Origin of the sequence: uncultured Luteimonas sp., from assembly GCF_947492465.1 — a bacterium.
In the GTDB taxonomy this organism is placed as follows: Bacteria; Pseudomonadota; Gammaproteobacteria; order Xanthomonadales; family Xanthomonadaceae; genus Luteimonas.
This window is the reverse complement of record NZ_CANLNF010000008.1, coordinates 30133-55259: the sequence shown is the minus strand read 5'-3', so window position 1 is coordinate 55259 and position 25127 is coordinate 30133. Positions and strand designations below refer to the sequence as shown.

20 protein-coding genes and 1 riboswitch are annotated in these 25127 nt (G+C 72.0%); of the genes, 4 read left to right on the top strand and 16 right to left on the bottom strand.

Annotated features, from left to right (window positions below; genetic code table 11):
* Positions 1-64: 64 nt before the first annotated feature.
* The 3 genes from Q0863_RS15355 to Q0863_RS15345 all read left to right on the top strand — a co-directional run bounded on the left by Q0863_RS15355 (position 65) and on the right by Q0863_RS15345 (position 5239).
* Entirely contained in the window at positions 65-2473 is a 2409-nt protein-coding gene (locus tag Q0863_RS15355; protein WP_298580395.1) for a TonB-dependent receptor, read from the top strand.
* A 230-nt stretch (positions 2474-2703) separates the two neighbouring features.
* Positions 2704-4458, top strand: coding sequence for a YbaL family putative K(+) efflux transporter (gene ybaL / locus Q0863_RS15350; RefSeq protein ID WP_298580392.1), 1755 nt, complete (start codon positions 2704-2706; stop codon positions 4456-4458).
* Positions 4459-4519: 61 nt separating this feature from the next.
* On the top strand, positions 4520-5239 hold the full coding sequence (locus tag Q0863_RS15345; protein WP_298580388.1) for an NAD-dependent deacylase: 720 nt from the start codon (positions 4520-4522) through the stop codon (positions 5237-5239).
* A 130-nt stretch (positions 5240-5369) separates the two neighbouring features.
* Here Q0863_RS15345 and Q0863_RS15340 read toward each other — a convergent pair whose 3' ends face one another.
* The 13 genes from Q0863_RS15340 to clpB form a co-directional block, all read right to left on the bottom strand.
* A complete protein-coding gene (locus Q0863_RS15340) occupies positions 5370-6656 on the bottom strand; it encodes an O-acetylhomoserine aminocarboxypropyltransferase/cysteine synthase family protein (RefSeq protein WP_298580384.1) in 1287 nt (428 codons plus the stop codon).
* Positions 6657-7075: 419 nt separating this feature from the next.
* The gene (locus tag Q0863_RS15335) at positions 7076-7834 is read right to left on the bottom strand and encodes an adenosylcobinamide-GDP ribazoletransferase (protein WP_298580709.1); all 759 of its coding nucleotides are present in this window, start codon (positions 7832-7834) and stop codon (positions 7076-7078) included.
* Positions 7834-8421: a histidine phosphatase family protein gene (locus tag Q0863_RS15330; RefSeq protein WP_298580381.1), complete on the bottom strand. Its 588-nt coding sequence runs from the start codon at positions 8419-8421 to the stop codon at positions 7834-7836. Before Q0863_RS15330 ends, Q0863_RS15335 begins: the two co-directional genes overlap by 1 nt.
* A complete protein-coding gene (gene cobT, locus Q0863_RS15325) occupies positions 8418-9479 on the bottom strand; it encodes a nicotinate-nucleotide--dimethylbenzimidazole phosphoribosyltransferase (RefSeq protein WP_298580377.1) in 1062 nt (353 codons plus the stop codon). The genes Q0863_RS15330 and cobT overlap by 4 nt, the downstream gene beginning before the upstream one ends.
* Positions 9476-10000 carry a bifunctional adenosylcobinamide kinase/adenosylcobinamide-phosphate guanylyltransferase gene (gene cobU, locus Q0863_RS15320; RefSeq protein WP_298580376.1) on the bottom strand — a complete coding sequence of 175 codons (525 nt, stop codon included), beginning with the start codon at positions 9998-10000 and terminating at the stop codon, positions 9476-9478. Before cobU ends, cobT begins: the two co-directional genes overlap by 4 nt.
* Positions 9988-11484, bottom strand: a complete 1497-nt coding sequence (locus Q0863_RS15315) for a cobyric acid synthase (protein WP_298580373.1) — start codon at positions 11482-11484, stop codon at positions 9988-9990. Before Q0863_RS15315 ends, cobU begins: the two co-directional genes overlap by 13 nt.
* On the bottom strand, positions 11481-12464 hold the full coding sequence (gene cobD / locus Q0863_RS15310) for a threonine-phosphate decarboxylase CobD (protein ID WP_298580370.1): 984 nt from the start codon (positions 12462-12464) through the stop codon (positions 11481-11483). Before cobD ends, Q0863_RS15315 begins: the two co-directional genes overlap by 4 nt.
* Positions 12457-13353 carry an adenosylcobinamide-phosphate synthase CbiB gene (gene cbiB / locus Q0863_RS15305; RefSeq protein ID WP_296282234.1) on the bottom strand — a complete coding sequence of 299 codons (897 nt, stop codon included), beginning with the start codon at positions 13351-13353 and terminating at the stop codon, positions 12457-12459. The genes cobD and cbiB overlap by 8 nt, the downstream gene beginning before the upstream one ends.
* A gap of 85 nt (positions 13354-13438) precedes the next feature.
* Positions 13439-14752: a cobyrinate a,c-diamide synthase gene (locus Q0863_RS15300; protein ID WP_298580367.1), complete on the bottom strand. Its 1314-nt coding sequence runs from the start codon at positions 14750-14752 to the stop codon at positions 13439-13441.
* On the bottom strand, positions 14749-15396 hold the full coding sequence (gene cobO, locus Q0863_RS15295; RefSeq protein ID WP_298580364.1) for a cob(I)yrinic acid a,c-diamide adenosyltransferase: 648 nt from the start codon (positions 15394-15396) through the stop codon (positions 14749-14751). The genes Q0863_RS15300 and cobO overlap by 4 nt, the downstream gene beginning before the upstream one ends.
* 19 nt (positions 15397-15415) lie before the next feature.
* Positions 15416-16021: a hypothetical protein gene (locus Q0863_RS15290; protein ID WP_298580363.1), complete on the bottom strand. Its 606-nt coding sequence runs from the start codon at positions 16019-16021 to the stop codon at positions 15416-15418.
* An 85-nt stretch (positions 16022-16106) separates the two neighbouring features.
* Entirely contained in the window at positions 16107-17954 is a 1848-nt protein-coding gene (gene btuB, locus Q0863_RS15285) for a TonB-dependent vitamin B12 receptor (RefSeq protein ID WP_298580704.1), read from the bottom strand.
* A 139-nt stretch (positions 17955-18093) separates the two neighbouring features.
* A riboswitch (cobalamin riboswitch) is annotated at positions 18094-18336 on the bottom strand.
* A 68-nt stretch (positions 18337-18404) separates the two neighbouring features.
* On the bottom strand, positions 18405-20987 hold the full coding sequence (gene clpB, locus Q0863_RS15280) for an ATP-dependent chaperone ClpB (RefSeq protein ID WP_298580361.1): 2583 nt from the start codon (positions 20985-20987) through the stop codon (positions 18405-18407).
* 121 nt (positions 20988-21108) lie between these two features.
* Here clpB and Q0863_RS15275 point away from each other — a divergent pair, with 121 nt between their 5' ends.
* A complete protein-coding gene (locus Q0863_RS15275) occupies positions 21109-22221 on the top strand; it encodes a saccharopine dehydrogenase NADP-binding domain-containing protein (protein ID WP_298580358.1) in 1113 nt (370 codons plus the stop codon).
* A gap of 23 nt (positions 22222-22244) precedes the next feature.
* Here the strand turns inward: Q0863_RS15275 and Q0863_RS15270 are convergent, their stop codons facing one another.
* The 3 genes from Q0863_RS15270 to Q0863_RS15260 form a co-directional block, all read right to left on the bottom strand.
* Positions 22245-22727, bottom strand: a complete 483-nt coding sequence (locus Q0863_RS15270; protein WP_298580353.1) for a thiol-disulfide oxidoreductase DCC family protein — start codon at positions 22725-22727, stop codon at positions 22245-22247.
* On the bottom strand, positions 22724-23254 hold the full coding sequence (locus tag Q0863_RS15265) for a DUF4166 domain-containing protein (RefSeq protein ID WP_298580350.1): 531 nt from the start codon (positions 23252-23254) through the stop codon (positions 22724-22726). Before Q0863_RS15265 ends, Q0863_RS15270 begins: the two co-directional genes overlap by 4 nt.
* 116 nt (positions 23255-23370) lie before the next feature.
* A complete protein-coding gene (locus Q0863_RS15260) occupies positions 23371-24987 on the bottom strand; it encodes a hypothetical protein (protein WP_298580346.1) in 1617 nt (538 codons plus the stop codon).
* Positions 24988-25127 lie beyond the last annotated feature (140 nt).

Sequence of the window (25127 nt, the reverse complement as noted above, 5' to 3'; positions counted from 1 at the left end):
CGGTTGTTACGTCCGTGTTAAACCCGAACACGAACCACTTCCCCCGTGCCGCCAAGGAGAGCGCATGTCCCGCCACCCCCTGTTCCTGGCCTTGATCGCCGCCACCGCCGCCCTGCCCGCCCTGGCGCAGACGCCCCCCGCCGCCCCCACCGCGCGCACCCTCGACACGCTGATCGTCACCGGCACGCGCGCGGCGGACCGCACCGTCGCGGAATCGCAGTCGCCCATCGACATCATTACCCCCGAGACCCTGCAAGCCACCGGCACGCCGGAACTGGCCACCGCACTGTCGCGCGCGGTGCCCTCGCTCAACTTCCCGCGCCCGGCGATCACCGACGGCACCGACGCCGTGCGCCCCGCCCAGCTGCGCGGACTCGCGCCGGACCAGGTCCTGGTCCTGGTCAACGGCAAGCGCCGACACACCACCGCGCTGATCAACCTCAACGGCAGCCAGGGCCGCGGCTCCTCGCCGGTGGACCTCAACGCGATCCCGATCTCCGCCATCGAGCGGGTGGAGGTGCTGCGTGACGGCGCCGCCGCGCAATACGGCTCCGACGCGATCGCCGGCGTCATCAACGTCGTGCTCAAGGGCAGCCGCGAAGGCGGCAGCCTGACCGGCAGCGCCGGCAAGATGAGCGCGGGCGACGGCGAGCAGTGGAACCTGGGCGCCGACACCGGCATCGCGCTGGGGGACAGCGGCTTCCTGCACCTGGCCGCGCAAGGCGGGCACCAGGACAACACCAACCGGGCCAAGCCCTACAACGGCGTGGTCGAGCAGCGCTACGGCGACCCCGAGATCGATTCGGGCGCGTTCTCGTACAACACGCAGTACAGCCCGGCCGAGGGCATCACCTTCTACTCCTTCGGCAGCTACAGCGAGCGCGACGTGCTGTCCAACGGCTATTTCCGCTGGCGCGGCGACAACCGCAACAACACCGCGATCTACCCGGAAGGCTTCCTGCCGCAGATCCACAACGTCAGCGAGGACCGCGCCTTCGTGGTCGGAGCCCGCGGCTACACCGCCAACGAGTGGAACATCGACCTGAGCTACAACCACGGCCTGAACCACCTCACCTTCGACATCGAGAACACCCACAACCGCAGCCTCGGCGACAGTTCGCCCACGCAGTTCTACGCCGGCGCGCTGGAGGCCACGCAGAACGTGCTCAACCTGGACGTCAACCGGGAGTTCGACGTCGGCTGGCTGGCCTATCCGCTCACCGTGGCCTTCGGCGCGGAATGGCGCGGCGAGAAGTTCAACCTCTCGCCGGGCGAACCCGGTTCCTACGCCGACACCGGCCTGATGATCCCGGAGCGCGACGCTGCCGGGAACCTCACCGGCCGCATGATCCGGGCGGCGGGCGGGGCCCAGGTGTTCGCCGGCTTCAAGCCGGTCGACGCGGGCCACTTCAACCGCGAAAGCTATTCGGTCTACCTCGACCTGGAGACCGATGTCACCGACCGGTTCTCGCTGGGCCTGGCCGCCCGCGCGGAGGACTACAGCGATTTCGGCAGCACGTCCACCGGCAAGCTGTCGGCGCGTTATGCCTTCAGCGACGCCGTGGCCTTGCGCGCCACCGCTTCGACCGGCTTCCGCGCGCCGTCGCTGCAGCAGCAGTACTTCCAGTCCACCGCCACCAACTTCATCGACGGCGTGCCCTACGACATCGTGACCTTCCGCGTCACCAACCCGGCCGCGATCGCGCTCGGGGCCGAGCCGCTGAGGGCCGAGGAATCCACCAACTTCGGGCTCGGCCTGGTGCTGCAGCCGGCGGACGGACTCTACGTCACCGTCGACGCCTACCAGATCGACATCGACGACCGCATCTACCTGTCCGAGAACCTGACCGGCCCGGTCGGCGACTATCTGGCCGCCGAGCACGGCATCTTCGGCGTGCAGGGCGGGCGCTACTTCACCAATGCGCTCGATACGCAGACCCGCGGCATCGACATCATCGGCAGCTACAACTGGGCGCTGGATACCAGCAACCTGGGCCTCACCGCCGGCTACAACCGCAACCGCACGACGATCGAGCGCATCGCGCCCAACCCGGCGTCGCTGGAAGCCGTTGCGGAGCAGTACGGCGTGGTCCTCAACCGCATCGGCCGCGTCGAACAGGGCCGCATCACCAAGGGCACGCCGAGCGACAAGTTCTTCCTCAACGGCATCTGGACGCTGGGCAGTTTTTCGGTCGATGCCACCACCACCCGCTGGGGCGAGTTCACCACCTACGGCAGCGCTGCGGACGGCAGCGGCGACCAGACCTATGGGGCCGAATGGACGCTGGACCTGGCCTTCAACTACCGCCTCGACCGCTGGACGTTCACGCTCGGTGGCGACAACGTGCTCGACGCCTATCCTGACCTGAGCGTGGCCGGCGCGGGCGGCCGCGCCTGGCTGCCCTACAGCACGCAATCGCCGTTCGGCTTCAACGGCGCGTACGTGTACGGGAAGGTCGGCTACCGTTGGTGACCGATCCCGGGTGAGGCGGCACAGGACGCCCCGGGACAACCGGGGCGTTCCTGCCTGCACACGTCGCCCGAAGACGGAGACGACCACACGGGTGCCACGGCGCGCGTGCCTGGCGCTGACGTCGCGACATTCCGGGATTGGCAATGCAGCCGAATTCCCTGCGGATTGCCCGATCCTGCCGCATCCGCCAAACTGCAACCCCATGACGCCAGGCAAGACCACGGGCCTCGATGCACCATGACACCGACCTGATCGAAATCGTCGCGGTTGGCCTGGCCGTCGCCTTCGTGCTCGGTGCGCTCGCCAACCGGTTGCGCATGTCCCCGCTGGTGGGGTACCTCGCCGCGGGCATCATCGTCGGACCGTTCACCCCCGGATTCATCGCCGACCAGGAGCTGGCCAACCAGCTCGCCGAGATCGGCGTGATGCTGCTGATGTTCGGGGTCGGCCTGCACTTCTCGCTCAAGGACCTCATGGAGGTCAAGGCGATCGCCATTCCCGGCGCGGTCGCGCAGATCACCGTCGCCACCGTGCTGGGCTGGGGGCTGTCGGCGATCCTGGGATGGCCGACGCTGCACGGCGTGGTGTTCGGCTTCGCGCTCGCCACGGCGAGCACGGTCGTGCTGCTGCGGGCGATGGAAGAGCGGCGCCTGCTCGACACCAGCCGCGGCCGGATCGCGGTGGGCTGGCTGATCGTCGAGGACCTGGCCTGCGTGATCGCACTGGTGATGATGCCGGTGATGGCCGACATCTTCGTCGGCACCGACGGCGCGCCGCCGCCGACGCTGCGCGGCGTGGCCATCACCGTCATGTGGACCATGCTCAAGGTCGCCGCCTTCGTCGCGGTGATGCTGGTGGTCGGGCGGCGCGTGATCCCGCTGGTGCTCGAGCGCATCGCCGGCACCGGCTCGCGCGAGCTGTTCACGCTCTCGGTGCTGGCGATCGCGATCGGCATCGCGTTCGGGTCGGCGCTGCTGTTTGGCGTCTCGTTCGCGCTGGGCGCGTTCTTCGCCGGCATGCTGCTCAACGAGTCCGAGCTCAGCCACAAGGCGGCGAACGATTCCCTGCCGCTGCGCGACGCGTTCGCGGTGCTGTTCTTCGTCTCGGTCGGCATGCTGTTCGACCCGATGATCTTGGTGAACCGGCCGCTGGAAGTGCTCGCCACCGCCTTCATCATCATCTTCGGCAAGTCGGCCGCCGCCTTCTTCATCGTGCGTGCCTTCGGCCATCCCAGTTCCACGGCGCTCACCATCTCGGCCAGCCTGGCGCAGATCGGCGAGTTCGCCTTCATCATCGCCGGGCTCGGCGTGGCCCTGCGCATGCTGTCGGTGGACGAGCAGTCGCTGGTGCTGGCCGGCGCGCTGATCTCGATCATGCTCAACCCGATGATCTTCCGCCTGCTCGACCGGCGCCTGGCCAGGCGCGCGGCGGCCGAGGCCGCGGCCGCCGACGCGCTGCAGGGCGAGGAGGAAGAGGATCCGCTGGAGCATCCCGCCCTCGACGTCGACGACCACACCATCGTGGTCGGCTACGGCCGCGTCGGCCGGCAGCTGGCGCTGCTGCTGCGCGACCGCGGCGTGCCGGTGGTCGTGGTCGAGGAGGATGCCGACCTGGCGCATCGGGCGCGCGACGAAGGCCTGCTGACGGTGCGCGGCAACGTCGCGTCCGAGCCGGTGATGCTCGAAGCGCTTCCGGGCCGCGCCAAGCTGGCGGTATTCGCGATCCCGCGCGCGCTCGAGGCCGGCGAGACCATCGAGCGCATGAAGACGCTCAATCCCGCGCTGACCGTACTGGCCCGCGCCCACAGCGAGGGCGAGGTGCGCCACCTGCTGCAGCATGGCGCCGACGGCGCGGTGCTGGCCGAGCGCGAACTCGCGTTCTCGCTCGCGGAAATGGTGATGTCCACCCCACCCTACCGGCCCGTGCGCAAGGTGGCCGACGACGACACGGCGCCGCCGAGCGATCCTGCCCCGGCCGCCGCCTGAACTCGCGACGCAAGATGCCGACTGGCTTCGCCGACACAGTGCCACCGGCACGGGAGCTTGCATGCGGATCGTCTTCCTGACCGGCGCGGGCATGTCCGCCGAGAGCGGCGTGCCGACCTTCCGCGATGCGCTGACCGGCCTGTGGGCGCGGCACGATGCCGAGCGACTGGCCACGGCCGAAGCCTTCCGACATGACCCCGCGCTGTGCTGGGGCTGGTATCGCTGGCGTGCGGCGCTGGTGCGGCGCGCGCGGCCGAACGCCGGCCATGCCGGCATCGCCGCGCTTGCGCGGGGCGCGCACTCGGTGTCGGTGGTGACGCAGAACGTCGACGACCTGCATGAGCGCGCCGGCTCCGGCGACGTGGTGCACCTGCACGGGAGCCTGTTCGCGTCGCGCTGCCTGGACTGCGGGCACGCGATCACGCCCGATCCGATCCTCGAGTCGCTCGACGCGATCGACGAAGGGGTCCGCGAGCCGCCTCCCGCGTGCCCCCTGTGCGGCGGCCCGTTCCGGCCCGGCGTGGTCTGGTTCGGCGAGGCGCTGCCCGAGGACGCCTGGGCGCGCGCCTGCGTCGCGATCGACGCCTGCGACGTGCTGGTGGTGGTCGGTACGTCGGGCCTGGTGCACCCGGCCGCGTCGCTGCCGCAGCGTGCGCGACAGCGCGGTGCGCAGGTCATCGAGGTCAATCCGGTCGACAGCGCGGTCACCGCGTACGCCAGCGAGCGGCTGCGGATGCCGGCGAGCGCAGGCGTACAGGTGCTGCTGGAACGCTTCGGCTGACAGCCGATCGCGTGCAGCGATGGCGTGGCGCGATGCCTGGCGCATCGCGCGGGAAAGCCCCTCCCGCGTCATTGGCGGCAGGCGGCCGGCGCCACCGCCGGCCAGCCTTCGAATCCGAAGCTCTCTCTGCTCAGGCCTGTGCCAGCGCCTGCTCCAGGTCCGCGATCAGGTCGTCGACGTGCTCGATGCCGATGCACAGGCGCACCGTATCCTCGCTGACGCCCGCCTGCGCCAGTTCCGCCGGGGAAAGCTGGCGATGCGTGGTCGAGGCCGGATGCGTGGCCAGCGAGCGCGTGTCGCCGATGTTCACCAGACGCGTGAACAGCTGCAGCGCATCGAGGAAGCGCGCGCCCGCCTCGCGCCCACCGGCCAGGCCGAAGGTGAACAGGCCCGAGGCACCGCCGCCGCGCAGGTATTTCTGCGCCAGCGCATGGTCGGCGTGGCCCTCGAGGCTGGCGTAGTTGACCCACTCGACCTTGGGATGGGCCTGCAGGTGTCGCGCGACGGCCAGGGTGTTGGCATTGATCCGGTCCATGCGCAGCGGCAGCGTCTCGATGCCCTGCAGGATCAGGAAGGCGTTGAACGGCGACAGTGCCGCGCCGGTGTTGCGCAACGGCACCACGCGCGCGCGGCCGATGTAGGCGGCCGGGCCCAGCGCCTCGGTGTAGACCACGCCGTGGTAGCTCACGTCCGGCTCGTTGAGGCGGCGGAAGCGCGCCTTGTGCTCGGCCCAGGGGAACCTGCCCGAATCCACGATCGCGCCGCCGATGCTGTTGCCGTGGCCGCCGAGGTACTTGGTCAGCGAATGCACCACGATATCGGCGCCGAAATCGATCGGCCGCAGCAGGTACGGGCTGGGCACGGTGTTGTCGACGATCAGCGGCACGCCGTGCGCATGCGCGACCTTCGCCACGGCCTCGATGTCGGTGATGTTGCCGAGCGGGTTTCCGATCGACTCGACGAACACCGCCTTGGTGCGATCGTCGATCAGCTTGCCGAACGACTCCGGATCGCGATGGTCGGCGAAACGCGTCTCGATGCCGAACTGCGGCAGGGTGTGCGCGAACAGGTTGTAGGTGCCGCCGTACAGTGCGGCCGAGGACACGATGTTGTCGCCGGCCTCGCAGATCGTCTGGATGGCGTAGGTGATCGCGGCCTGCCCCGAGGCCAGCGCCAGCGCGCCGATCCCGCCTTCGAGCGCCGCGACGCGCTGCTCGAGCACGTCGGTGGTCGGATTCATGATCCGGGTGTAGATGTTGCCCGGCACCTTGAGGTCGAACAGGTCCGCGCCGTGCTGGGCGCTGTCGAAGGCGTAGGCCACCGTCTGGTAGATCGGCACCGCCACCGCGCGCGTGGTCGGGTCCGGCGAATAGCCGGCGTGGACGGCGATGGTTTCTGGCTTCCAGTTCGGATCCATGGAAATGCTCGGGCGGAAACCTCTGGACCATACACCAGCGGTGTCGCGCCGGGACGCGCGGTTGCAGGCGTAACGACGACGGATTCCGGGCCCTCGAGTCCCTGTGCGATTGCGGCCGCTTGGCGGCCAAGCGCGCTCGCGCGGGCCGAGGGCCTTGAGCGTCCTGGGCGGGGAACCCCGGGCGCGAGCTGCCGTCGCGTGCGAACGAATCCGGGAGATGCCGATGGCACGACGGGCCTGTCGCCGACGCGCGACGCGCACGTGTCCGGCTGCGACGCCTGCCGCCAATCGCCTGCCCTGCTGCCGCGCGACTGGACGCGCGACACCTGCCGCCCAAGCCGCAGGTTGGTCCACCGCGCCGCCGCGGTGGCGGTCGCGACCACGCGACCGACGCAACCAGCACCTTCCGGCTGCGGAACCTAGAACGAAGCGGCCGCCACCAGCGCGACCAGCACGGCGGCCTCGACCAGTTCGATCAGGGCGCCGGCGGTGTCGCCGGTGATCCCGCCGAGCCGGCGCAGGCAGGCCCGGCGCCACACGGCGAACACCAGCATAGCCACCGCCACGGCCAGCGCGCCGTGCCAGCCGGGCGCCGCGCACGCCGCCGCGCTCGCCAGCAGCGCCAGCACGCACGCAGGCCGCGGCGCGCCGGGCAGGGCCGCGCCAAGCCCGCCGCGGCGCACGTAGGGCAGGCGGGTGAACGCCGGCACCAGCATGGCCCGGGCCAGCAGTGGCGCCAGCAGCAGTGCCGGCCACGCCGTTGCCGGCAGGCTCGCCAGCGCGGCGAACTTGAGCAGCAGCAGCAGGCCCAGCGCGACCACGCCGACCGGCCCGCACTGCGGGTCCTTCATGATCGCCAGCGTGCGCTCGCGGCGCGCGTCGGCGTTGCCGGCCATCCCGCCAACCCAGGCATCGGCGCTGTCGGCCAGCCCGTCCAGGTGCATCGCGCCGGTCAGCCCGGTCCAGGCCAGCAGCAGCAGCGCGCCCTGCAGCAGCGGCGGCAACCCCGACAGCGCCCACGCCAGCGCCAGCAGCAACCCGCCCAGCAGCAGGCCGACCACCGGGTACCAGGCCAGCGACAGCGCCTGCGCGCGGGCGTCGCCGAACGCCCGCGACGGCACCGGGATCCGGGTCATGAACCCCACCGCGACCAGCAGGCCGCGCAGTCCGGAGCCGATCACGCCAGCGCCGGACGCCGCGGCGCGACGCCCGCGTCGGCCATGCCCTGCCCCGTCGGCCACACCAGCGGATGCAGCGAGGCGTGGGCGACGTCGATGCCGGCCATGTCGCCGAAATCACGGCCCTCGGCGACGCAGCGTAGCAACCGGATCGCGCCGCCGTGGGTTAGCACCAGCACGCGCCGTCCTTGGGCCTGCGCCGCCACGTCGTCCAGCGCGGCCGACAGTCGCGCGCGGAACTGCGCGAAGGTCTCGGCCCTCGGCGGCGGATGCGCCACCGGGTCGGCCCAGAAGCGCCCCAGCGCCGCGCCGTCGGTGGCGTCGATCCGGTCGATCGGCACGCCCTGCCAGTCGCCGAAGTGGTACTCGACCAGCCGAGGGTCCAAATGCAGCGGCACGCCGCGGGCGCCGGCGAGCTCGCGCGCGAAGCCAGCGCAGCGCTGCAGGCTCGACGACACCACCAGGTCCCAGTCGCGGCCGGTGGCGGCGGCGCGCAGCTGCGCCCAGCCGAGATCGGTCAGCGGATCGTCGATCTGGCCGCGGTAGCTGCGCTGGCCGGTGTCGCCGTGGCGCATCAGTTCGATCATCCGCGTGCTCCCGTGGCGTCGGACACGCCGGCCTGCTCGAACGTCGCCATCGTCCCGTGCAGCGCGCAGGCCAGGCGCAGCAGCGGCACCGCGCCCGCCGCGCCGCTGGCCTCGCCCAGGCGCATGCCGAGGTCGAGCAGCGGTTCGGCCTGCAGCGCGGCCAGCACCGCGTCGTGGCCGCGCTCGCGCGAGCGGTGGCCGAACAGCAGCCACGGCCGCACGCCCGGATTGATCCGCACCGCGGCCAGCGCGGCGACCGTGGTGATGAAGCCGTCGACCAGCACCGGCAGGCCGGCCTGCGCGGCGGCGACGAAGGCGCCGGCGAGCGCGGCGATCTCGAAGCCGCCAAGGCAGCGCAGCTGTTCCAGCGGGTCGGCGGCATCGGCGTGGCGCTGCAGCGCGCGTGCGACCACCGCCGCCTTGTGGCGGATGCCGGCGGCGTCCAGCCCGGTGCCGGCGCCGGTCAGCCGTTCCGGCGGCAGACCCAGCAGGGCGCAGCCCAGCGCGGTGGCGGTGGTGGTGTTGGCGATGCCCATCTCGCCGCCGATGAACAGGTCGCTGCCGCCGGCCAGCGCGGCGGCCACGCTGTCGGCACCGGCGGCCAGCGCCGCCTGCAACTGCGCCGGGGTCATCGCCGGGCCGTTGCAGAAGTTGCCGCTGGCCGCGGCGATCACCGCGCGGCGCACGCCATCGAGCGCGCCGGGATCGTTGACCAGGCCGAGGTTCACCACCTCCAGCCGCGCGCCCAGTTCGCGCGCCAGCACGCTGATCGCGGCGCCGCCGTGGACGAAGTTGCGCACCATCTCACCGGTCACCGCCTGCGGGAACGCCGACACGCCCTCGTCGGCCACGCCGTGGTCGGCGGCGAACACGCTGATCCACACCCGCCCGGCGCGCGGCTGCGGACTGCGCTGCAGCGCGGCCAGCTGGATCGCGGCGTCTTCCAGACGGCCCAGCGAGCCCGGCGGCTTGGTCAGGCGCGACTGGTGCGCGCGCGCGGCGGCTTCGATCGCGGCGTCGGGCTGCATGCAGGCGGCGCGCAGCGCTTGGTGGTTCATGGCAGGGCTCCCTTCAGTGCCAGCGGCAGTCCCGCCGCGACGAACACCACCCGCTCGCAGCGGGCGGCAAGATCCTGGTGCAGGCGGCCGGCTTCATCGACGAAGCGACGCGGCAGTTCTCCCATCGGGACCAACCCCATGCCGACCTCGTTGCCGACCAGCACGGTCGCGCCGGACAGGTCCGGCAGCGCCTGCAACAACGCCGCACGCTCGCGCGCGAACCGGTCGGTGTCGGCATCGAGCAGCAGGTTGCTCAGCCACAGGTTGAGGCAGTCGACCAGCAGGCAGCGGCCCGGGCGGGCCTGCGCGCGCAGGGTCGCGGCCAGCGCCAGCGGCTCCTCGATGCAGCCCCAGTGCGCGGGGCGGCGCTCGCGGTGGTGGGCGATGCGCGCGGTCATCTCGGCGTCGGCGGGCTCGCGGCGGGCGGTGGCGATGTAGACCACGTCGTCGAACCCACCGGCCAGGCGCTCGGCCAGCGGGCTCTTGCCGGATCGCGCGCCGCCGAGGATCAGGCTTCGCATGGCGCCTCCAGGCCGAGCAGCCGCGACAGCAAGGCCACGTCCAGGTGCGCCTCGACCACGTCGGCCAGGCGTTCGATCGAGGCCTCGCGCAGGGCGTGGATGTCGAGCGGCCGCACGTCGCGCAGGCCGGCCCAGCGCAGCAGCGCATCCAGCGCCTGCGGGGCGTCGAACAACCCGTGCAGGTAGCAGCCCAGCACCTGGCCGTCGTCGGACCGGGCGCCGTCCTCGCGGCCGTCGTCGAACCGCAGCAGCGGGCGGTCCAGCGCCGCGCCCTCGCTGCGGCCGCAGTGGATCTCGTAGCCATGCACCGGCACCGCGGCGTCGGCACCCGCAAGTTGCAACAGCCCGCGGACGTTGCGCAGCTGCTTGTCGGCTTCGAGCGTGGTTTCCAGCGCAAGCCAGCCCAGGCCGGCGCTGGATCCGGCGGCGCCCTCGATGCCGAGCGGATCGTGCACAGCGCGGCCGAGCATCTGCAGCCCGCCGCAGATGCCCAGCAGCTTGCCGCCATGGCGCAGGTGGCGGGCGATCAGCGGCTCCCAGCCCTGCGCGCGCAGCCACGCCAGGTCGGCGCGCACCGCCTTGGAGCCGGGCAGCACGATCAGGTCGGCCGGCGGCGGCGCGCGGCCGGGTCCGACCACGTGCAGCTCGACCTGCGGATGCGCGCGCAGGGCGTCGAGGTCGGTGTGGTTGCTGATCCGCGGCAGCGCCGGCACCACCACCTGCAGCCGCGACGGTGCGCCCGCGGCAGCATCGGCACGCACGGTCGACAGGCCGTCCTCGGCCTCCAGGTGCAGCCCCTGCAGGAACGGCAGCACCCCGAGCACCGGCTTGCCGGTGTGCCGGGCCAGCCAGTCCAGCCCCGGCTGCAGCAGCGCGATATCGCCGCGGAAGCGGTTGATGACGAAGCCGCCCACCCGCGCGCGCTCGCTGTCCGACAGCAGCGCCAGGGTCCCGACCAGATGCGCGAACACCCCGCCGCGGTCGATGTCGGCCACCAGCAGTACCGGGCAGTCGACCGCCTCGGCGTAGCCCATGTTGGCGATGTCGTGCTCGCGCAGGTTGATCTCGGCCGGGCTGCCGGCGCCTTCCACGATCACCGCGTCGTGGCGTGCGACCAGCCGCGCGTGCGAGGCCAGCACCGCTTCGAAGGCCCGCGGCTTGTAGCGGTGGTAGCGCACCGCATCAATGTTGCCGACCGGCTGGCCGTGCACGATCACCTGCGCGCCGGTGTCGCTGCACGGCTTGAGCAGCACCGGGTTGAAGTCGGTGTGCGGGTCGAGCCCGCAGGCCTGTGCCTGCACCGCCTGGGCACGGCCGATCTCGCCGCCGTCGACGGTCACCGCTGCATTCAGGGCCATGTTCTGCGGCTTGAACGGCGCCACCGACAGGCCGCGACGGCGGGCCCAGCGGCACAGCGCGGTGACCAGCGCGCTCTTGCCGGCGTCGGAGGTGCAGCCCTGCACCATCAGCACGCGCGCGCTCATGCCATCACCGCCGCCAGCGCCGCGTCGAGCCGGTCGAAGTCGGCGGCGTCGCGCGGCAGGCCGAAACGCAGGCTGGCCGGCGCGTCGAAGTGCCGCACCAGGATGCCGCGCCGGGCCAGCGCGTCGTGCAGTTGCGCGGCGCGGACGTCGCGGCGCCAGTGGAAGAATGCGCAGCCACCATCGGGCGCCAGGCCGTGGGTCACCAGCAGGGTCGCCAGGCGGGCGCTGCGACCGGCCAGCGCGGTGCGCACGCGGGCATGCCAGTCGCGGTCGGCCAGTGCCCGGGCCACGACGAAGCGGCTGGGCCCGGTCAGCGTCCACGGCCCGAGCCGCTCGCGCAGGGCGTCCAGCAGCGCCGGTGCGGCGCAGGCGAAGCCGACCCGCGCGCCGGCGAGGCCGAAGAACTTGCCGACCGAGCGCAGCACCACCAGCCCCTCGCGGTCGCTGTGCGGGCACAGGCTGTGGGTGGGATCGGCGTCCATGAACGCCTCGTCGACCACCAGCCAGCCACCGCGCGCGGCGAGCGCGGCGTGCAGCTGCAGCAGCGCGCCGACATCGAACCGCTCGCCGCCGGGATTGTTGGGATGGATCAGCACGACGACGTCGAACTCCGCCGCTCGCGCGTGGATGTCCGCGGCCGGCAGCCGCTCCACCGCGTGGCCGGCGCGCTGCCAGGCGTGTGCGTGCTCGGCGTAGCCCGGCGCCAGCACCGCCACCCGCGACGGCGCGCGCAGTCGCGGCAGCATCTGGATCGCCGCCTGCGATCCGGCCACCGGCAGCAGCGACGGCGCGCCGTAGTAGTCGCACGCGATCTCGACCAGGCCGTCGTCGTCCTCCGGCAGGCGTTGCCAGACCTGCGCCGGGACCGGCGGCACCGGCCAGCCGTCCGGGTTGATGCCGGTCGACAGGTCCAGCCACTGCGATGGGTCGATCCGGTACTGGCGTGCGGCGCGGAGCAGGCGCCCTCCGTGCTCAAGCATGCGGCCCCTCGGGCCCGGCCCAGTTCAAGGCGATGGCGAGTGCCCAGAGCGCCAACAGCCAGACCAGCAACGCGTCGCGCACCAGCCGCAGCGCGCGCCGGATCGACTCCGCTCCGGCAGGCCCGCCCTCGCCCAGTTCCGGCCGGAGCTGCCAGCGGCCGTGATACGGCGCCGCTCCCCCCAGCCGCACGCCGATCGCCCCGGCGCCGGCGGCCATCACCGGGCCGGCGTTGGGGCTCTTCCAGTGCCGCGCCTGCGCCGACCAGCAGCGCAGCGCGCGCGCGGTGTGTCCGCACAGCGCATACGCCAGCGCGGTCAGCCGCGCCGGCAGCAGGTTGAGCCCGTCGTCGATCCGCGCCGCGGCCCAGCCGAAGCGGTGGTAGCGCGAGTTGCGGTAACCCCACATCGCATCGAGGGTGTTGGCCAACCGGTACAGCACCACCCCCGGCAGGCCCAGCAGGGCGAACCAGAACAGCGCGCCGAACACCGCGTCGCAGCCGTTTTCCAGCACCGACTCGGTCGTCGCCGCGGCGGTCTGGGTGGCGTCCAGCGCCACGGTGTCGCGACTGACCATGCGTGCGACCGCGCCGCGCGCCGCATCCAGGTCTCCGGCCTCCAGCGCGGCGGCGACCGGCGCGGCGTGCTCGCCCAGGCTGCGATGGCCGATCGCCAGCGCCAGCACCAGCGCGCCCAGCGCCGCCGCGACCCACGGCGACCCGGCCTGCGCAAACCACTCCACCGCCGCGGCCAACGCCACCAGCGGCAGCACCGCGCACGACCAGGCCAGCACCCCGGCCAACCGGTGGTCGCGGTACAGCCGGCGTTCGATCCAGCCGGTCAGCCGGCCGAAGCCGACCAGCGGATGGCCACGGCGCGGCTCACCGAACATCGCGTCCAGCGCCACCGCGACCGTCGCTGCACCGGCTCGCAGCAGCGCCAGTTCGGCGACCAAAGCCAGGCTCACCGTCGCGTCCTCATGGCAGCAGCAGCCGTAGCGCCGCTTCCGGGTTGGACGGGAAGTAGAAGTGCACGAAGCTGGCGGTCAGCCGGCGGTCGCGATAGATCCCTTCGTTGCTCGGGCCGCGGTTGGGGTTGGACGCCAGCGCGATGGGCTCGGCTTCGATTTCGGCACGGACGTGGTGGAAGGTGTGCCCGCGCAGCACGCCCTCGGGCAGTTCGACCTGCTGCATGCCAAGCCCGGCCAGCCGCGCCTGCAGCGTGGCGTGCCCGCGCAGCAGGCCGGCCATCGGCGAGGCGGCGCCGTCGCGCCCGGCCAGCGAATCCAGCAGGTACAGCAGCCCGCCGCACTCGGCCAGCAGCGGCTTGCCGGCGTCGCGGTGCGCGCGCAGGGCGGCATGCAGCGACGACTGTTGCGACAGCGTCTGCAGGTGCAGCTCCGGGTAGCCGCCGGGCAGCCATACCGCGTCGCAGGCCGGCAGCGCGTCGCCGGCCAGTGGCGAGAACCACGCCAGCTCCGCGCCCGCCGCGCGCAGCAGCGCGATGTTGGCCGGATAAATGAAGCAGAACGCGGCGTCGCGCGCGATCGCAACGCGCTTGCCGGCGAGCAGTTGCGGCACCGGCCGCGGCTCGGCCGGGGCGAACGCGACCGGCGGCGGCAGCCCGGTGGCGGCGTGCCGGCCCCAGGCATCGGCCAGCGCCTCCAGCCGTGCGTCGAGGTCCTCCAGCTCACCGGCGGCGACCAGCCCGAGGTGGCGCTCCGGCAGCTTCATCGCGTCCCCGCGCGGCAGCGCGCCGAGCCACTGCAGGTCGTCCGGCAGACTCTTCTCGAGCAGGCCGGCGTGATAGTCGCTGCCGACCCGGTTGGCGGCGACGCCGTACAGCGCCAGCCCGTCGCGGTAACGCGCCAGCCCGGTCGCCAGCGCGCCGAAGGTCTGCGCCATCGCCGAACCGTCGATCACCGCCAGCACCGGCAGGCCCAGCCGCTGCGCGAGGTCGGCGCTGGACGGCTCGCCATCGAACAGCCCCATCACGCCTTCGACCAGGATCAGGTCGGCCTCGCCGGCGGCGGCATGCAGGCGCGCACGCACGTCAGCCTCGCCGCACATCCACAGGTCCAGTTGCTGCACCGGCGCCCCGCTGGCGCGCTCGTGGATCATCGGATCAAGGAAGTCCGGACCGGTCTTGAACACGCGCACCCGCCGGCCCTGGCGGCGGTGCCAGCGGGCCAGGGCGGCGGTCACGCTGGTCTTGCCCTGCCCCGACGCGAGCGCCGACACCAGCAGCGCCGGGCAGTGGCGGGTGCCCGTGGCGTCGGTCTGCCCGGTCACAGCTCAATGCCCTTCTGCGCCTTGATGCCGGCCTTGAACGCATGCTTGACCACGCGCATCTCGGTGACCGTGTCGGCAGCCTCGACCAGCGCCGCGGGCGCGCCGCGGCCGGTGATCACCACGTGCTGGCGTGGTGGTCGCGCCGCCAGTGCCTCCAGCACCTGCTCGACCGCAACGTAGCCCTTGACCAGCGCGATGTTCAGCTCGTCCAGCAGCACGAAGTCGCAGGTCTCGTCGGCCAGCATGCCGGCCGCCACCGCCCAGGCCGCCTGCGCGCTGGCGATGTCGCGATCGCGGTCCTGGGTTTCCCAGGTGAAGCCCTCGCCCATCACGTGGTACCGGAGGCGATCGGCGAATGCGACTCCCAGGGTCCGGAAGAACAGGTCCTCCCCGGTGGTGCTGCGGCCCTTGATGAACTGCACCACCCCGCAATGGAAGCCGTGCCCCAGCGAGCGGGCGAGCATGCCGAAGCCCGACGAACTCTTGCCCTTGCCGTTGCCGGTGTTGACCACCACCACGCCGCGGTCGATGGTCGCCCGCGCGATCCGCCGGTCGACCAGCTCCTTCTTGCGCTGCGCGCGCTCGCGATGGCGCTCCGGGGTGCCGGCCGCGCCCGCAGTGTCGGCGGTGTCGGGGCTATCCACGCGCACGCCGCCCACCGGCTCAGGCCCCGCGGGCGTGGGCAGAACCCCCCGCCACGCGCCCGGCCACCCGCCATGCCGCGTACATCGCGGCGGCGGCCGCCACGTAGACCGACAGGCTGAACAACCGCTGCGGCAGGTACTTCAGCATCCGTGCCACGTACTCCGCCACGCTCGGGTCTGGCTGCGTTCCCGACAGCAGGTAGTGGCCGCCGCCGGAGAACTGGTAGGCCAGCACCGAGGTCGCCGCCAGTACCGCCATCAGCCGCATCACGGTGTCCGGCCGCTCGACGTGGAGCCGCGCGTAGAGCCGCCCGCCGCCCCACAGCAGCGCATAGGCCGGCAGCAGCATCCAGTAGCCGGGCGTCATGCAGGTCTCGGCGATGCGTTCCAGCGTCAGACTGGCGAAGTCGACCGACACCGCCAGCGCGAACAGCGCCAGGAACGCCCAGCGCGGGCGCAGCAGCGCACCGGCCAGGAAGAACACCGCCCACGAGCCGCTGGGCAGGGCGTGGATGCTGGCGACGTGGTTGCCGCGTGTGGCCACCAGCAGGACCGCCAGCACGATGGCGACGCAGGTCTGCGCATGGCGGGAAGAGAACGGAAGGTTCGAACTGGGATTGATCATGGAGGGCTCCGGAAGTGGATGCGGGATCGGTTCGGCGACTCGGGGTCGAGTCCGGGATCGGGCTGCGGCAACGACGCCGACGGGCTCAGCCTCCGCCGCTGTAACGCAGGCTCAGCAGCCAGCTGCGACCGGGCTGGCGGTAGAACTTCGCGGTCTCGTAGTCGCGGTCGAACACGTTGTCGGTGCCCAGGCGCAGCTGCCATTGCGGCGCCAGCGCGTAGCCCACGCGCAGGTCGACGGTGGCGTAGCCGGCCATCCGCTTGCGGTTGGCGAGGTCGTCGAACCGCTCGCCGGCGGCGTTGACCGTGGCGCCGATGCTGAACCGGCCCAGTTCGCGGTCCGCCTCCAGCCGTGCGGTGCGGCGTGCGCGGCGCGGCAGGACGTTGCCCGCGCTGGCGCCGTTGCTGTCGTTGCGCGGGTTCAGCCACGAGGCGTTGGCCTGCAGCAGCCACCCGGCCAGCGTGGCGTGGCCGACCAGCTCCAGCCCGCGGATGCGGGCGCGGTCGATGTTGTTGGGCTGCCCGTAGGGATGCGTGTCGTCGACCAGGCGCGAGTCGTAGGCGATCAGGTCGTCGATCTCCGACTGGAAGGCATTGATGGCCCAGCCGCCATGGCCGTGCTCGCCGCGCAGTCCCAGCTCGATGCTGTCCGACGTCTCCGGCCGCAGGTCGGGGTTGCCGTAGCCGGTGAAGTACAGCTCGTTGAAGGTCGGCGCCTTGAACGCGGTGCCGTAGCTGGCGGTCAGCCGCAGCGCATCGGCGAAGTCCCAGCCCCACAGCGCGCTGCCGGTGGTGCGGCCGCCGAACTGGCTGTTGTCGTCCCGGCGCAGGCTGGCTTGCAGCGCGTGCTTGCCGATCTCCTGTTGCCACTGCGCGAACAGCGCGCGGTTGTGGCGGCGGTCGACGGTGTAGACGGTGGTGCTGTCGACCTCGTCGCCCTGCCAGTCCAGGCCGGCGCTGAGCAGCCCTTCGCCGATGCCGATGTCGGCCTGCAGCGAGGCGACCGCGCGGCGGGTGTCGAAGGTGCTCGAATAGACGCCGTCCATGTAGGCATCGCTGAGGTCGGCGCTGCGCCCGGCGTTGAGCACCAGCGTCAGCGGGCCGTCGGCGGTGTAGCGCAGGCGCGCGGCGACGACCTGCTGGACGTTGTCGGCCTCGTTGTTCTGGCTGCCGTCGTATTCGTTGTGGGCCTGCGCGCGGAACACGCGGGCCTCGGCGTCCCAGTGCTCGCCGAAGCGGTAGCCGCCCTGCAGCGTCACCGAGCTGTTGCGGTAGCCGTCGCGGTCGGGGTCCAGGTAGGGCTCGGGCGTGGCGCGCGACGGGTCGCCGCGGTAGGCGTCGATGCCGTCGGTTTCGGTATGGGCCGCACCCAGCGAATACCAGCCTTCGCCGGCGCGACCGGCGACGCCGGCCGACAGGTTGCGGGTCCGCTCGCTGCCGATGCCGACGCCCAGGTACGGCGCGAACGCGCCCTTCGGGCGCCGGGTGAAGATCTGCACCACGCCGCCGAGCGCCTCCGAGCCGTACAGGCTGGAGAACGGCCCGCGCACGATCTCGATCCGCTCGACCAGTTCGACCGGAATGTCCTGCAGCGCGGCGCCGCCGCTGGTCGCCGAGCCGATCTTGACGCCGTCGACCAGCACCAGCACGTGGTCGGACTCGGTGCCGCGCAGGTACAGCGAGGTCGACTTGCCCGGCCCGCCGTTGTTGGCCAGCGAGACGCCCGGCAGGCCGCGCAGCAGCGCCGGCAGCGAGGGCGGTTGCAGGCGCTCGATGCGCTCGCGGTCGATCACGCTGACCGCCGCGAGCGACTGGTCCTGGGTGCGCGCGGTGCGGGTGGCGGTGACCACGACCTCGTCGAGGTCGGTCGCGGCGACCGGACCGGAGGCGTGCGCGGGAAACAGTGGGGAGCACGCGGCCGCAAGCGCGGCCACGGCAAGGCAATGCCGGGGGAACTGCACAGGGAACTCCTTGACCGCGCCTGCCCGCGCGGAGTCGTTGGGCCAGGCAAACGGCAAGGAGTGGTCATGGCGCGACGTGCAGGCGCACGGGCCCCATGACAGCGCCCACCGCGTGCCAATCGAAACCCGTGGCCGGTCTCCGGGCTCGCGAGTGGGGCGTCGTGTCGTTGCGACCGTCGCTCCCGGTCCGCGCCTTCCCATGCGTCAAGCACAGTGGCTGTATGCGGACCTTTGCTCGCCTACCGTTGCGGGGGCAGCTCCGGAATTGCCGCGTCGTCGCTGGACGACGTGTCGCACCGGATTCCCGTTTCAACCACCGGCCAGGCCGGCGATCACCTCAGGCGGCGCCAGTCTACCAGCAAGGTCGGCGCGTTGAGCAGGGCCTCCCACGATGGGCAGGCCGCGTTCCCTGTCCAGCTGCGATCAGGTCTTGCCGAACACCAGCCTGCCACCTTCGGCGTCCACCCGCACGGTATCGCCATGGCCGAAGGCGCCCGACAGGATCTGCTGCGCCAGCGGGTTCTCCAGCTGCTGCTGGATCGCGCGCTTAAGCGGTCGCGCGCCGTAGACCGGGTCGAAGCCGACGTTACCGAGCAGATCGAAAGCCTTGTCGGAGACCTCGATGCGGATGCCGCGCTCGGCCAGGCGCTTTTCCAGTCCGCGCAGCTGGATGCGCGCGATCGACTTGATCTGCGCCTTGTCCAGCGGATGGAACACCACGATGTCGTCGAGCCGGTTGATGAACTCGGGCCGGAAGTGCGCCTGCACCACGCCCATCACCGCGGCCTTCATCTGCGTGTAGCTTTCCGGCGTGTCGCCCGACAGCTCCTGGATCATCTGGCTGCCCAGGTTGGAGGTCATCACGATGACCGTGTTGCGGAAGTCCACCGTGCGCCCCTGTCCATCGGTCAGGCGGCCGTCGTCGAGCACCTGCAGCAGGATGTTGAACACGTCCGGATGCGCCTTCTCGACCTCGTCGAGCAGGATCACGCTGTAGGGCCGGCGCCGCACCGCCTCGGTGAGGTAGCCGCCCTCCTCGTAGCCGACATAGCCCGGAGGCGCACCGACCAGGCGCGAGACCGCGTGTTTCTCCATGAACTCGCTCATGTCGATGCGTACCATCGCATCGCTCGAGTCGAACAGGAATTCCGCCAGCGCCTTGCACAGCTCGGTCTTGCCCACGCCGGTCGGGCCCAGGAACAGGAACGAGCCACTGGGACGATTGGGATCCGACAGCCCCGCGCGCGAGCGGCGCACCGCATCGGACACGACCTTGATCGCCTCGTCCTGCCCGACCACGCGCCCGTGCAGCGCGTCTTCCATCTTCAGCAGCTTCTCGCGCTCGCCCTCGAGCATCTTGGACACCGGGATGCCGGTCCAGCGCGCGACGACTTCCGCGATCTCCTCGGCGGTCACCCGGTCCTGCAGCAGCTGGAAGCCGGTGGTCTCGGCCTCCTGCGCCGCCTTGAGCTGCTTCTCCAGCTCCGGCAGCGTGCCGTACTGGATTTCGCTCATCCTGGCGTAGTCCTGCTGGCGCTGCGCGGCCTCGAGCTGCAGCCGCGCCTGCTCGATCTGTTCCTTGATCTTCGTGGCGCCCTGCACGGTGGCCTTCTCGGCCTTCCAGATTTCCTCGAGGTCGTTGTAGTCGCGCTCCAGGCCTTCGATCTCGGTTTCCAGGTCGGCCAGGCGCTGCTTCGACTCGGCGTCCTTCTCCTTCTTCAGCGCCTCGCGCTGGATCTTGAGCTGGATCAGCCGGCGCTCCTTGCGGTCCAGTTCCTCCGGCTTGGAGTCGATCTCCATGCGGATGCGCGACGCGGCCTCGTCCATCAGGTCGATGGCCTTGTCCGGCAGCTGGCGGTCGGCGATGTAGCGGTTGGACAACGTGGCCGCGGCGACGATCGCCGGATCGGTGATCTCCACGCCGTGGTGCACCGCGTAGCGCTCCTTGAGCCCGCGCAGGATGGCGATCGTGTCCTCCACGCTGGGCTCGCCCACGAACACCTTCTGGAAGCGCCGCTCCAGCGCGGCGTCCTTCTCCACGTACTTGCGGTATTCGTCGAGCGTGGTCGCGCCGATGCAGTGCAGTTCGCCGCGCGCCAGCGCCGGCTTGAGCATGTTGCCCGCATCCATGGCGCCGTCGGCCTTGCCGGCACCGACCATGGTGTGCAGCTCGTCGATGAACAGGATGATCTGGCCCTCGTTCTTGGCCAGGTCGTTGAGCACGCCCTTGAGGCGCTCCTCGAACTCGCCGCGGAACTTGGCGCCGGCGATCAGCGCGCCCATGTCCAGCGACAGCACGCGCTTGCCGCGCAGCCCCTCGGGCACCTCGTTGTTGACGATGCGCTGGGCCAGGCCCTCGACGATCGCGGTCTTGCCCACGCCGGGCTCGCCGATCAGCACCGGGTTGTTCTTGGTGCGCCGCTGCAGCACCTGGATGGTGCGGCGGATCTCCTCGTCGCGGCCTACCACCGGATCGAGCTTGCCGCTCTCGGCGCGCGCGGTCAGGTCGATGGTGTACTTCTCCAACGCCTGGCGCGACTCCTCGGCGTTCTCGTCCTGCACGGTCTCGCCGCCGCGCACCTTTTCGATCGCCGCCTCGAGCTGCGGCTTCGACGCGCCGGCGGCCTTGAGCGCCTTGCCCACCTCGCCGCCGTCCTCCAGCGCCGCCAGCAGGAACAGCTCGCTGGCGATGAAGGCGTCGCCGCGCTGCTGGGCGAGCTTGTCGGTGACGTTGAGCAGGCGCATCAGATCATTGCCGACCGACAGCTGGCCGGCCTGGCCAGTCACCTTGGGCAGGCGTTCGAGCGCCTCGCCCAGCCGTTCGCGCAGCACCGGCACGTTGACCCCCGCCTGCGACAGCAGCGGCCGCGTGCCGCCGCCCTGCTGGTCGATCAGCGCCACGAGCAGGTGCACCGGCTCGATGAAGTTGTGGTCGCGGCCCACCGCCAGCGACTGGGCGTCCTGCAGGGCCGTGGTGAAGCGGGAGGTCAGCTTGTCCATCCGCATGGGGATTTCCTCGAGGGACGTGGCCGGCCGGGCCGGCGATGACTCCCAGATGCGGGTGACGGGGCGCGGATACAAGAGTTCGCAGCCGCGGCGCCCCCGCGGGCGCCGATAGACTGGCCCGATGCGCATCTTAATCCTGGGCGGCTACGGGCATTTCGGCGGCCGCATCGCCCGCACGCTGGCCGCCGACGGCGAGGCCGCGATCCTGGTGGCCGGCCGCGACCTGGACCGCGCCCGCGCGTTCGTCGCGGCCAGTCCCGCCGGCGCGGCCGCCATGCACCCGCAGCGCCTGGACATCGACGCGCCCGGTTTCGTGTCGGCCCTGGCCGCCACCGGCGCCGACCTGCTGATCCATACGGCCGGGCCGTTCCAGGGCCGCGACCATGCGGTCGCCCGCGCTGCGCTGGCCTGCGGCATGCACTACATCGGCCTGGCCGACGGCCGCGCCTTCGTCGCCGGCTTCGATGCGCTCGATGCGCAGGCGCGCCAGGCGCAGCGGCGTGCGATCACCGGCGCCAGCAGCGTGCCCGGACTCAGCGCGGCGGTGGTCGCCGCCCACCTGCCCCGGTTATCGCGACTCGACGCGGTGGAAGCGGCGATCAGCCCCGGCAACCGAACCCCGCGCGGGCTGGCGACGACGCGCGCGATCCTGGGCTATGTGGGCCAGCGCTATCGCGTGCTGCTCGACGGCCGGTGGCGCAGCGTGCACGGCTGGCAGTCGCTGCGGCGCGAGCGCTTCTCGGACGGCAGCGCCCGCTGGCTGGCGCGCTGCGAGGTGCCGGACCTGGACGTGCTGCCACGGCGCCATCCGTCGCTGCGGACCTGCGATTTCCGCGCCGGACTGGAACTGCGGCGCATGCACTTCGGCCTGTGGCTGGCGAGCTGGGCGGTGCGCGGCGGGCTGCTGCGGGGCATGGCGCCCTGGGCCGGACCGCTGCTGCGCCTGAGCGAGCGCTGGCTGGAGGCGGGATCGGACACCGGCGCGATGCTGGTGCGCATGCGCGGCATCGGCCTGGACGGCGCACCGCTGACGCTGCGCTGGGAACTGCTGCTGCCGGGCGGCGACGGACCGCAGGTGCCGTGCACCGCCGCGATCGTGCTGGCCCGCAAGCTCATGCGCGGCGAACTGGCGGGCGGCGGCGCGGGCGCCTGCGTCGACCTGTTCACCCTCGGCGACTACCTCGCCGCGCTGGAGGGATACCAGGTGCGGACCGCGCTGTTCGAAGAGTCCTGAACAAGCAGCGGCCGTACGACCGCTCAGTCGACGATGAAGCGGTGCCGCTGTGACGGATCCGGCATCCGGCAGGCATCGCGCCTGCCGAATAGCCGGTAGCGGTTGCGGGCGACGATGCGGTACAGCCGATCGCGGATCGCGCGCGGCAGCAGCCGTCCCAGCGCAGCAACGCGCCATCCTCCTCCCAGGCCCGACAGCACCCGCGCGATCGCGTCGGTATCGGTCTGCGCGCCCTGCCCGTCCAGCAGCAGGAACGAGGCCGGATCGTCGGGATCCAGCCCGTGCGCGGCCAGCAGGCGCCGGCCGGCAGGACTCTGCATCGCGGCGAAGCGGTAGCGCTGTTGCCGGTCGCGCGCCAGCAGGAAATCGACCCAGCCGTTGCAGAGCGCGCAGACGCCGTCGAAGACGATGATCGCGCTCCCGCCGTCGCCGCCCGGGGCCGTCTCGCATGTCGCCGGGAAGGCGTGCGCCGCATCGGCGTCGCGCACCCCGTCGCTGTCGCTCATGCCGGTTCCAGCCAGCCGGCGTAGCGGATGACGCGCCCGGCCAGCGGCAGCGCCGCATCGACCTCGAAGCGGTAGCGATCGTCCTGCTCGTACTCGCGGCAGCGCACGCCATCGAACATCGACGCCGGCAGCGGCAGGATGCCGAACAGGCGCGCGCCCGCCACGGTCCACCAGATCGCGCCCTCGTTCGCGTGCAGGGCGAACCGGAACTGCACCGGCCCCAGGCGTTCGCGCAGCAGGCCGTCGCGGAAGGACAGCGTCGACGTCATTCGCGCCCCGCCGAAGTCGCGCCGCCAGGTCTCGCGCCGCGGTCCGCAGTCGAACTCGACCAGGGTCGCCACGTCATGCCCGGCGGCCGGCAGCCCGGCGATCCATGCGCACAGCCGCGCCAGCGGGCCGCTGCCGCGCTCGATCGTCGCGCGCCCGGCGTAGCGGAAGCGGCCACGGCCCGTGTGGAGCCGGCGCAGGCTCTCCGGCATCCGGAAGAATGCGGCGCCAAGCGCCTGCTGGAACAAGGTGGGCTGCATGCACGGGATCGGCGAAACGGGATGCGAAGGATACCGGCTGCGGTGCGCGCGCCGCCGTCCGGTGCTTTCCGCAGGGCCGCGCGCGGTGAACAAAGGCGGCGGCCGCCGGAGCCGCGCTACAAGGGCGTCGGACCACCCGGGCCGGGGCCATCCGGACGCTGCAGCGAGAGGGCCGCCAGCAGCAGCGCCAGTGCGGCATAGGCGCCGGCGAACTGCCAGGCGATCACCGCGCGCAGACCGTCCAGCGCCCAGGGCAGGTACACGCCGCCGCGCGGATCGACCGAATGGATCACGCCGACCAGGGTGAGCGCCGCGCACAGCGACAGCACCGCGGCGGCCGTGCGCGTGCGCCCTTCGATCATCGCCACGAGCATCGCCGCCCACAACATGGCGGTGATGATGAAGCCGTTGCCCAGGGTGACCAGTGTCGCGAGTTCGGGCAGGCCATGCGCGCCGGTCCCGGCGTACAGCGCGGCGAACCGCTCCGGGTCGATCCAGGCCGGATTGCCCAGCTTGATCGCCAGCAGATAGGCCAGCGACGGCAGGAACGCCAGCGCCACCGCCGGCGCGTGCCGTGCGGGCGTGGCCTGGAAGGCCTGCACGGTGATGCCGATGCCCACGTAGACGATGATCGGCGCGAGCACCGCCAGCGGCAGCCACTGCACCAATCCGGCCACCAGCCCCAGCATCCCGCCGATGCCGACGAACAGGCCGGTCAGCAGGGTGTAGCCGCTGCGCGCGCCCATCTGCTTGTAGGCCGGCTGGCCGATGTAGGGGGTGGTCTGGGCGACGCCGCCGCAGACGCCGGCCACCAGGGTGGACAGCGCCTCGACCAGCAGCACGTCGCGGGTCCGGTAGTCGTCGCCGGCGGCGCGCGCGCTTTCGCTGACGTTGATCCCGCCCACCACCATCAGCAGGCCGAACGGCAGCAGCAGCGGCAGGTAGGGCACGGTCTGCGGCAGGCCGTCGATGAAGCCGGTGCCGGGCCAGGGGAACTGCGGCGACAGGCGCGCGGGTTCCGGCAGCGCGAAGCCGGGCACGCCGAGCCCGGCCAGGCCCAGCGCGTAGTACAGCAGCGTGCCCACCAGGAAAGCGAGCAGCACGCCCGGCATCCGCAGCGGCAGCGCGCCGCGGGCGACCAGCACGTACAGCAGCAGGCCGAAGGTCACCAGCCCGACCACCGGATTGCGCAGCAGTTCGACCAGCGGCAGGAAGCCGAGCAGCGCCAGCGCCGCACCGCCGATCGAACCCAGCAGCGCCGCACGCGGCAGGACCCGCGTGATCCAGTCGCCGGCGAACGAGAGCACTGTCTTGAGCACACCCATCACCACCAGCGAGGCCATGCCCAGCTGCCAGGTGGCGATCGCCGCGGCCTGGTCGTCGAGGCCGTCGGCCTTGAACGCGACGAAGGCCGGGCCCAGCACCAGCAAGGCCATGCCGATGCTGGTCGGCGCATCCAGGCCCAACGGCATCGCGGTGACGTCGTCGCGCCCCGTGCGCCGCGCCAGCCGCCCCGCCATCCAGGTGTAGGCCAGGTTGCCCAGCAGCACGCCCAGCGCGGTGCCCGGGAACATCCGGGTGAACACCACATCGGCCGGGAAGCCGAAGATCCCCACCAGCGCCATCGCGATGAAGCCGAGGATCGACAGGTTGTCGACGACGAGTCCGAAGAAGCCGTTGATGTCGCCGGGGACGAACCAGCGCGGTGCGCGGCGAGCGGTAGGTGCGGTCATGCGGGTCGGTTCTCAGCGGTTCCGGCCCGGGAGGGCGTTGGGTGCGCCTGGCTGGGCGCGGGGTAGTTGAGGGCCGGGCCGGTCGGATGTGCGCGGCAAGCAAGAGCAAGAGCGCCCCCATCCCAACCCTCCCTCGCTTT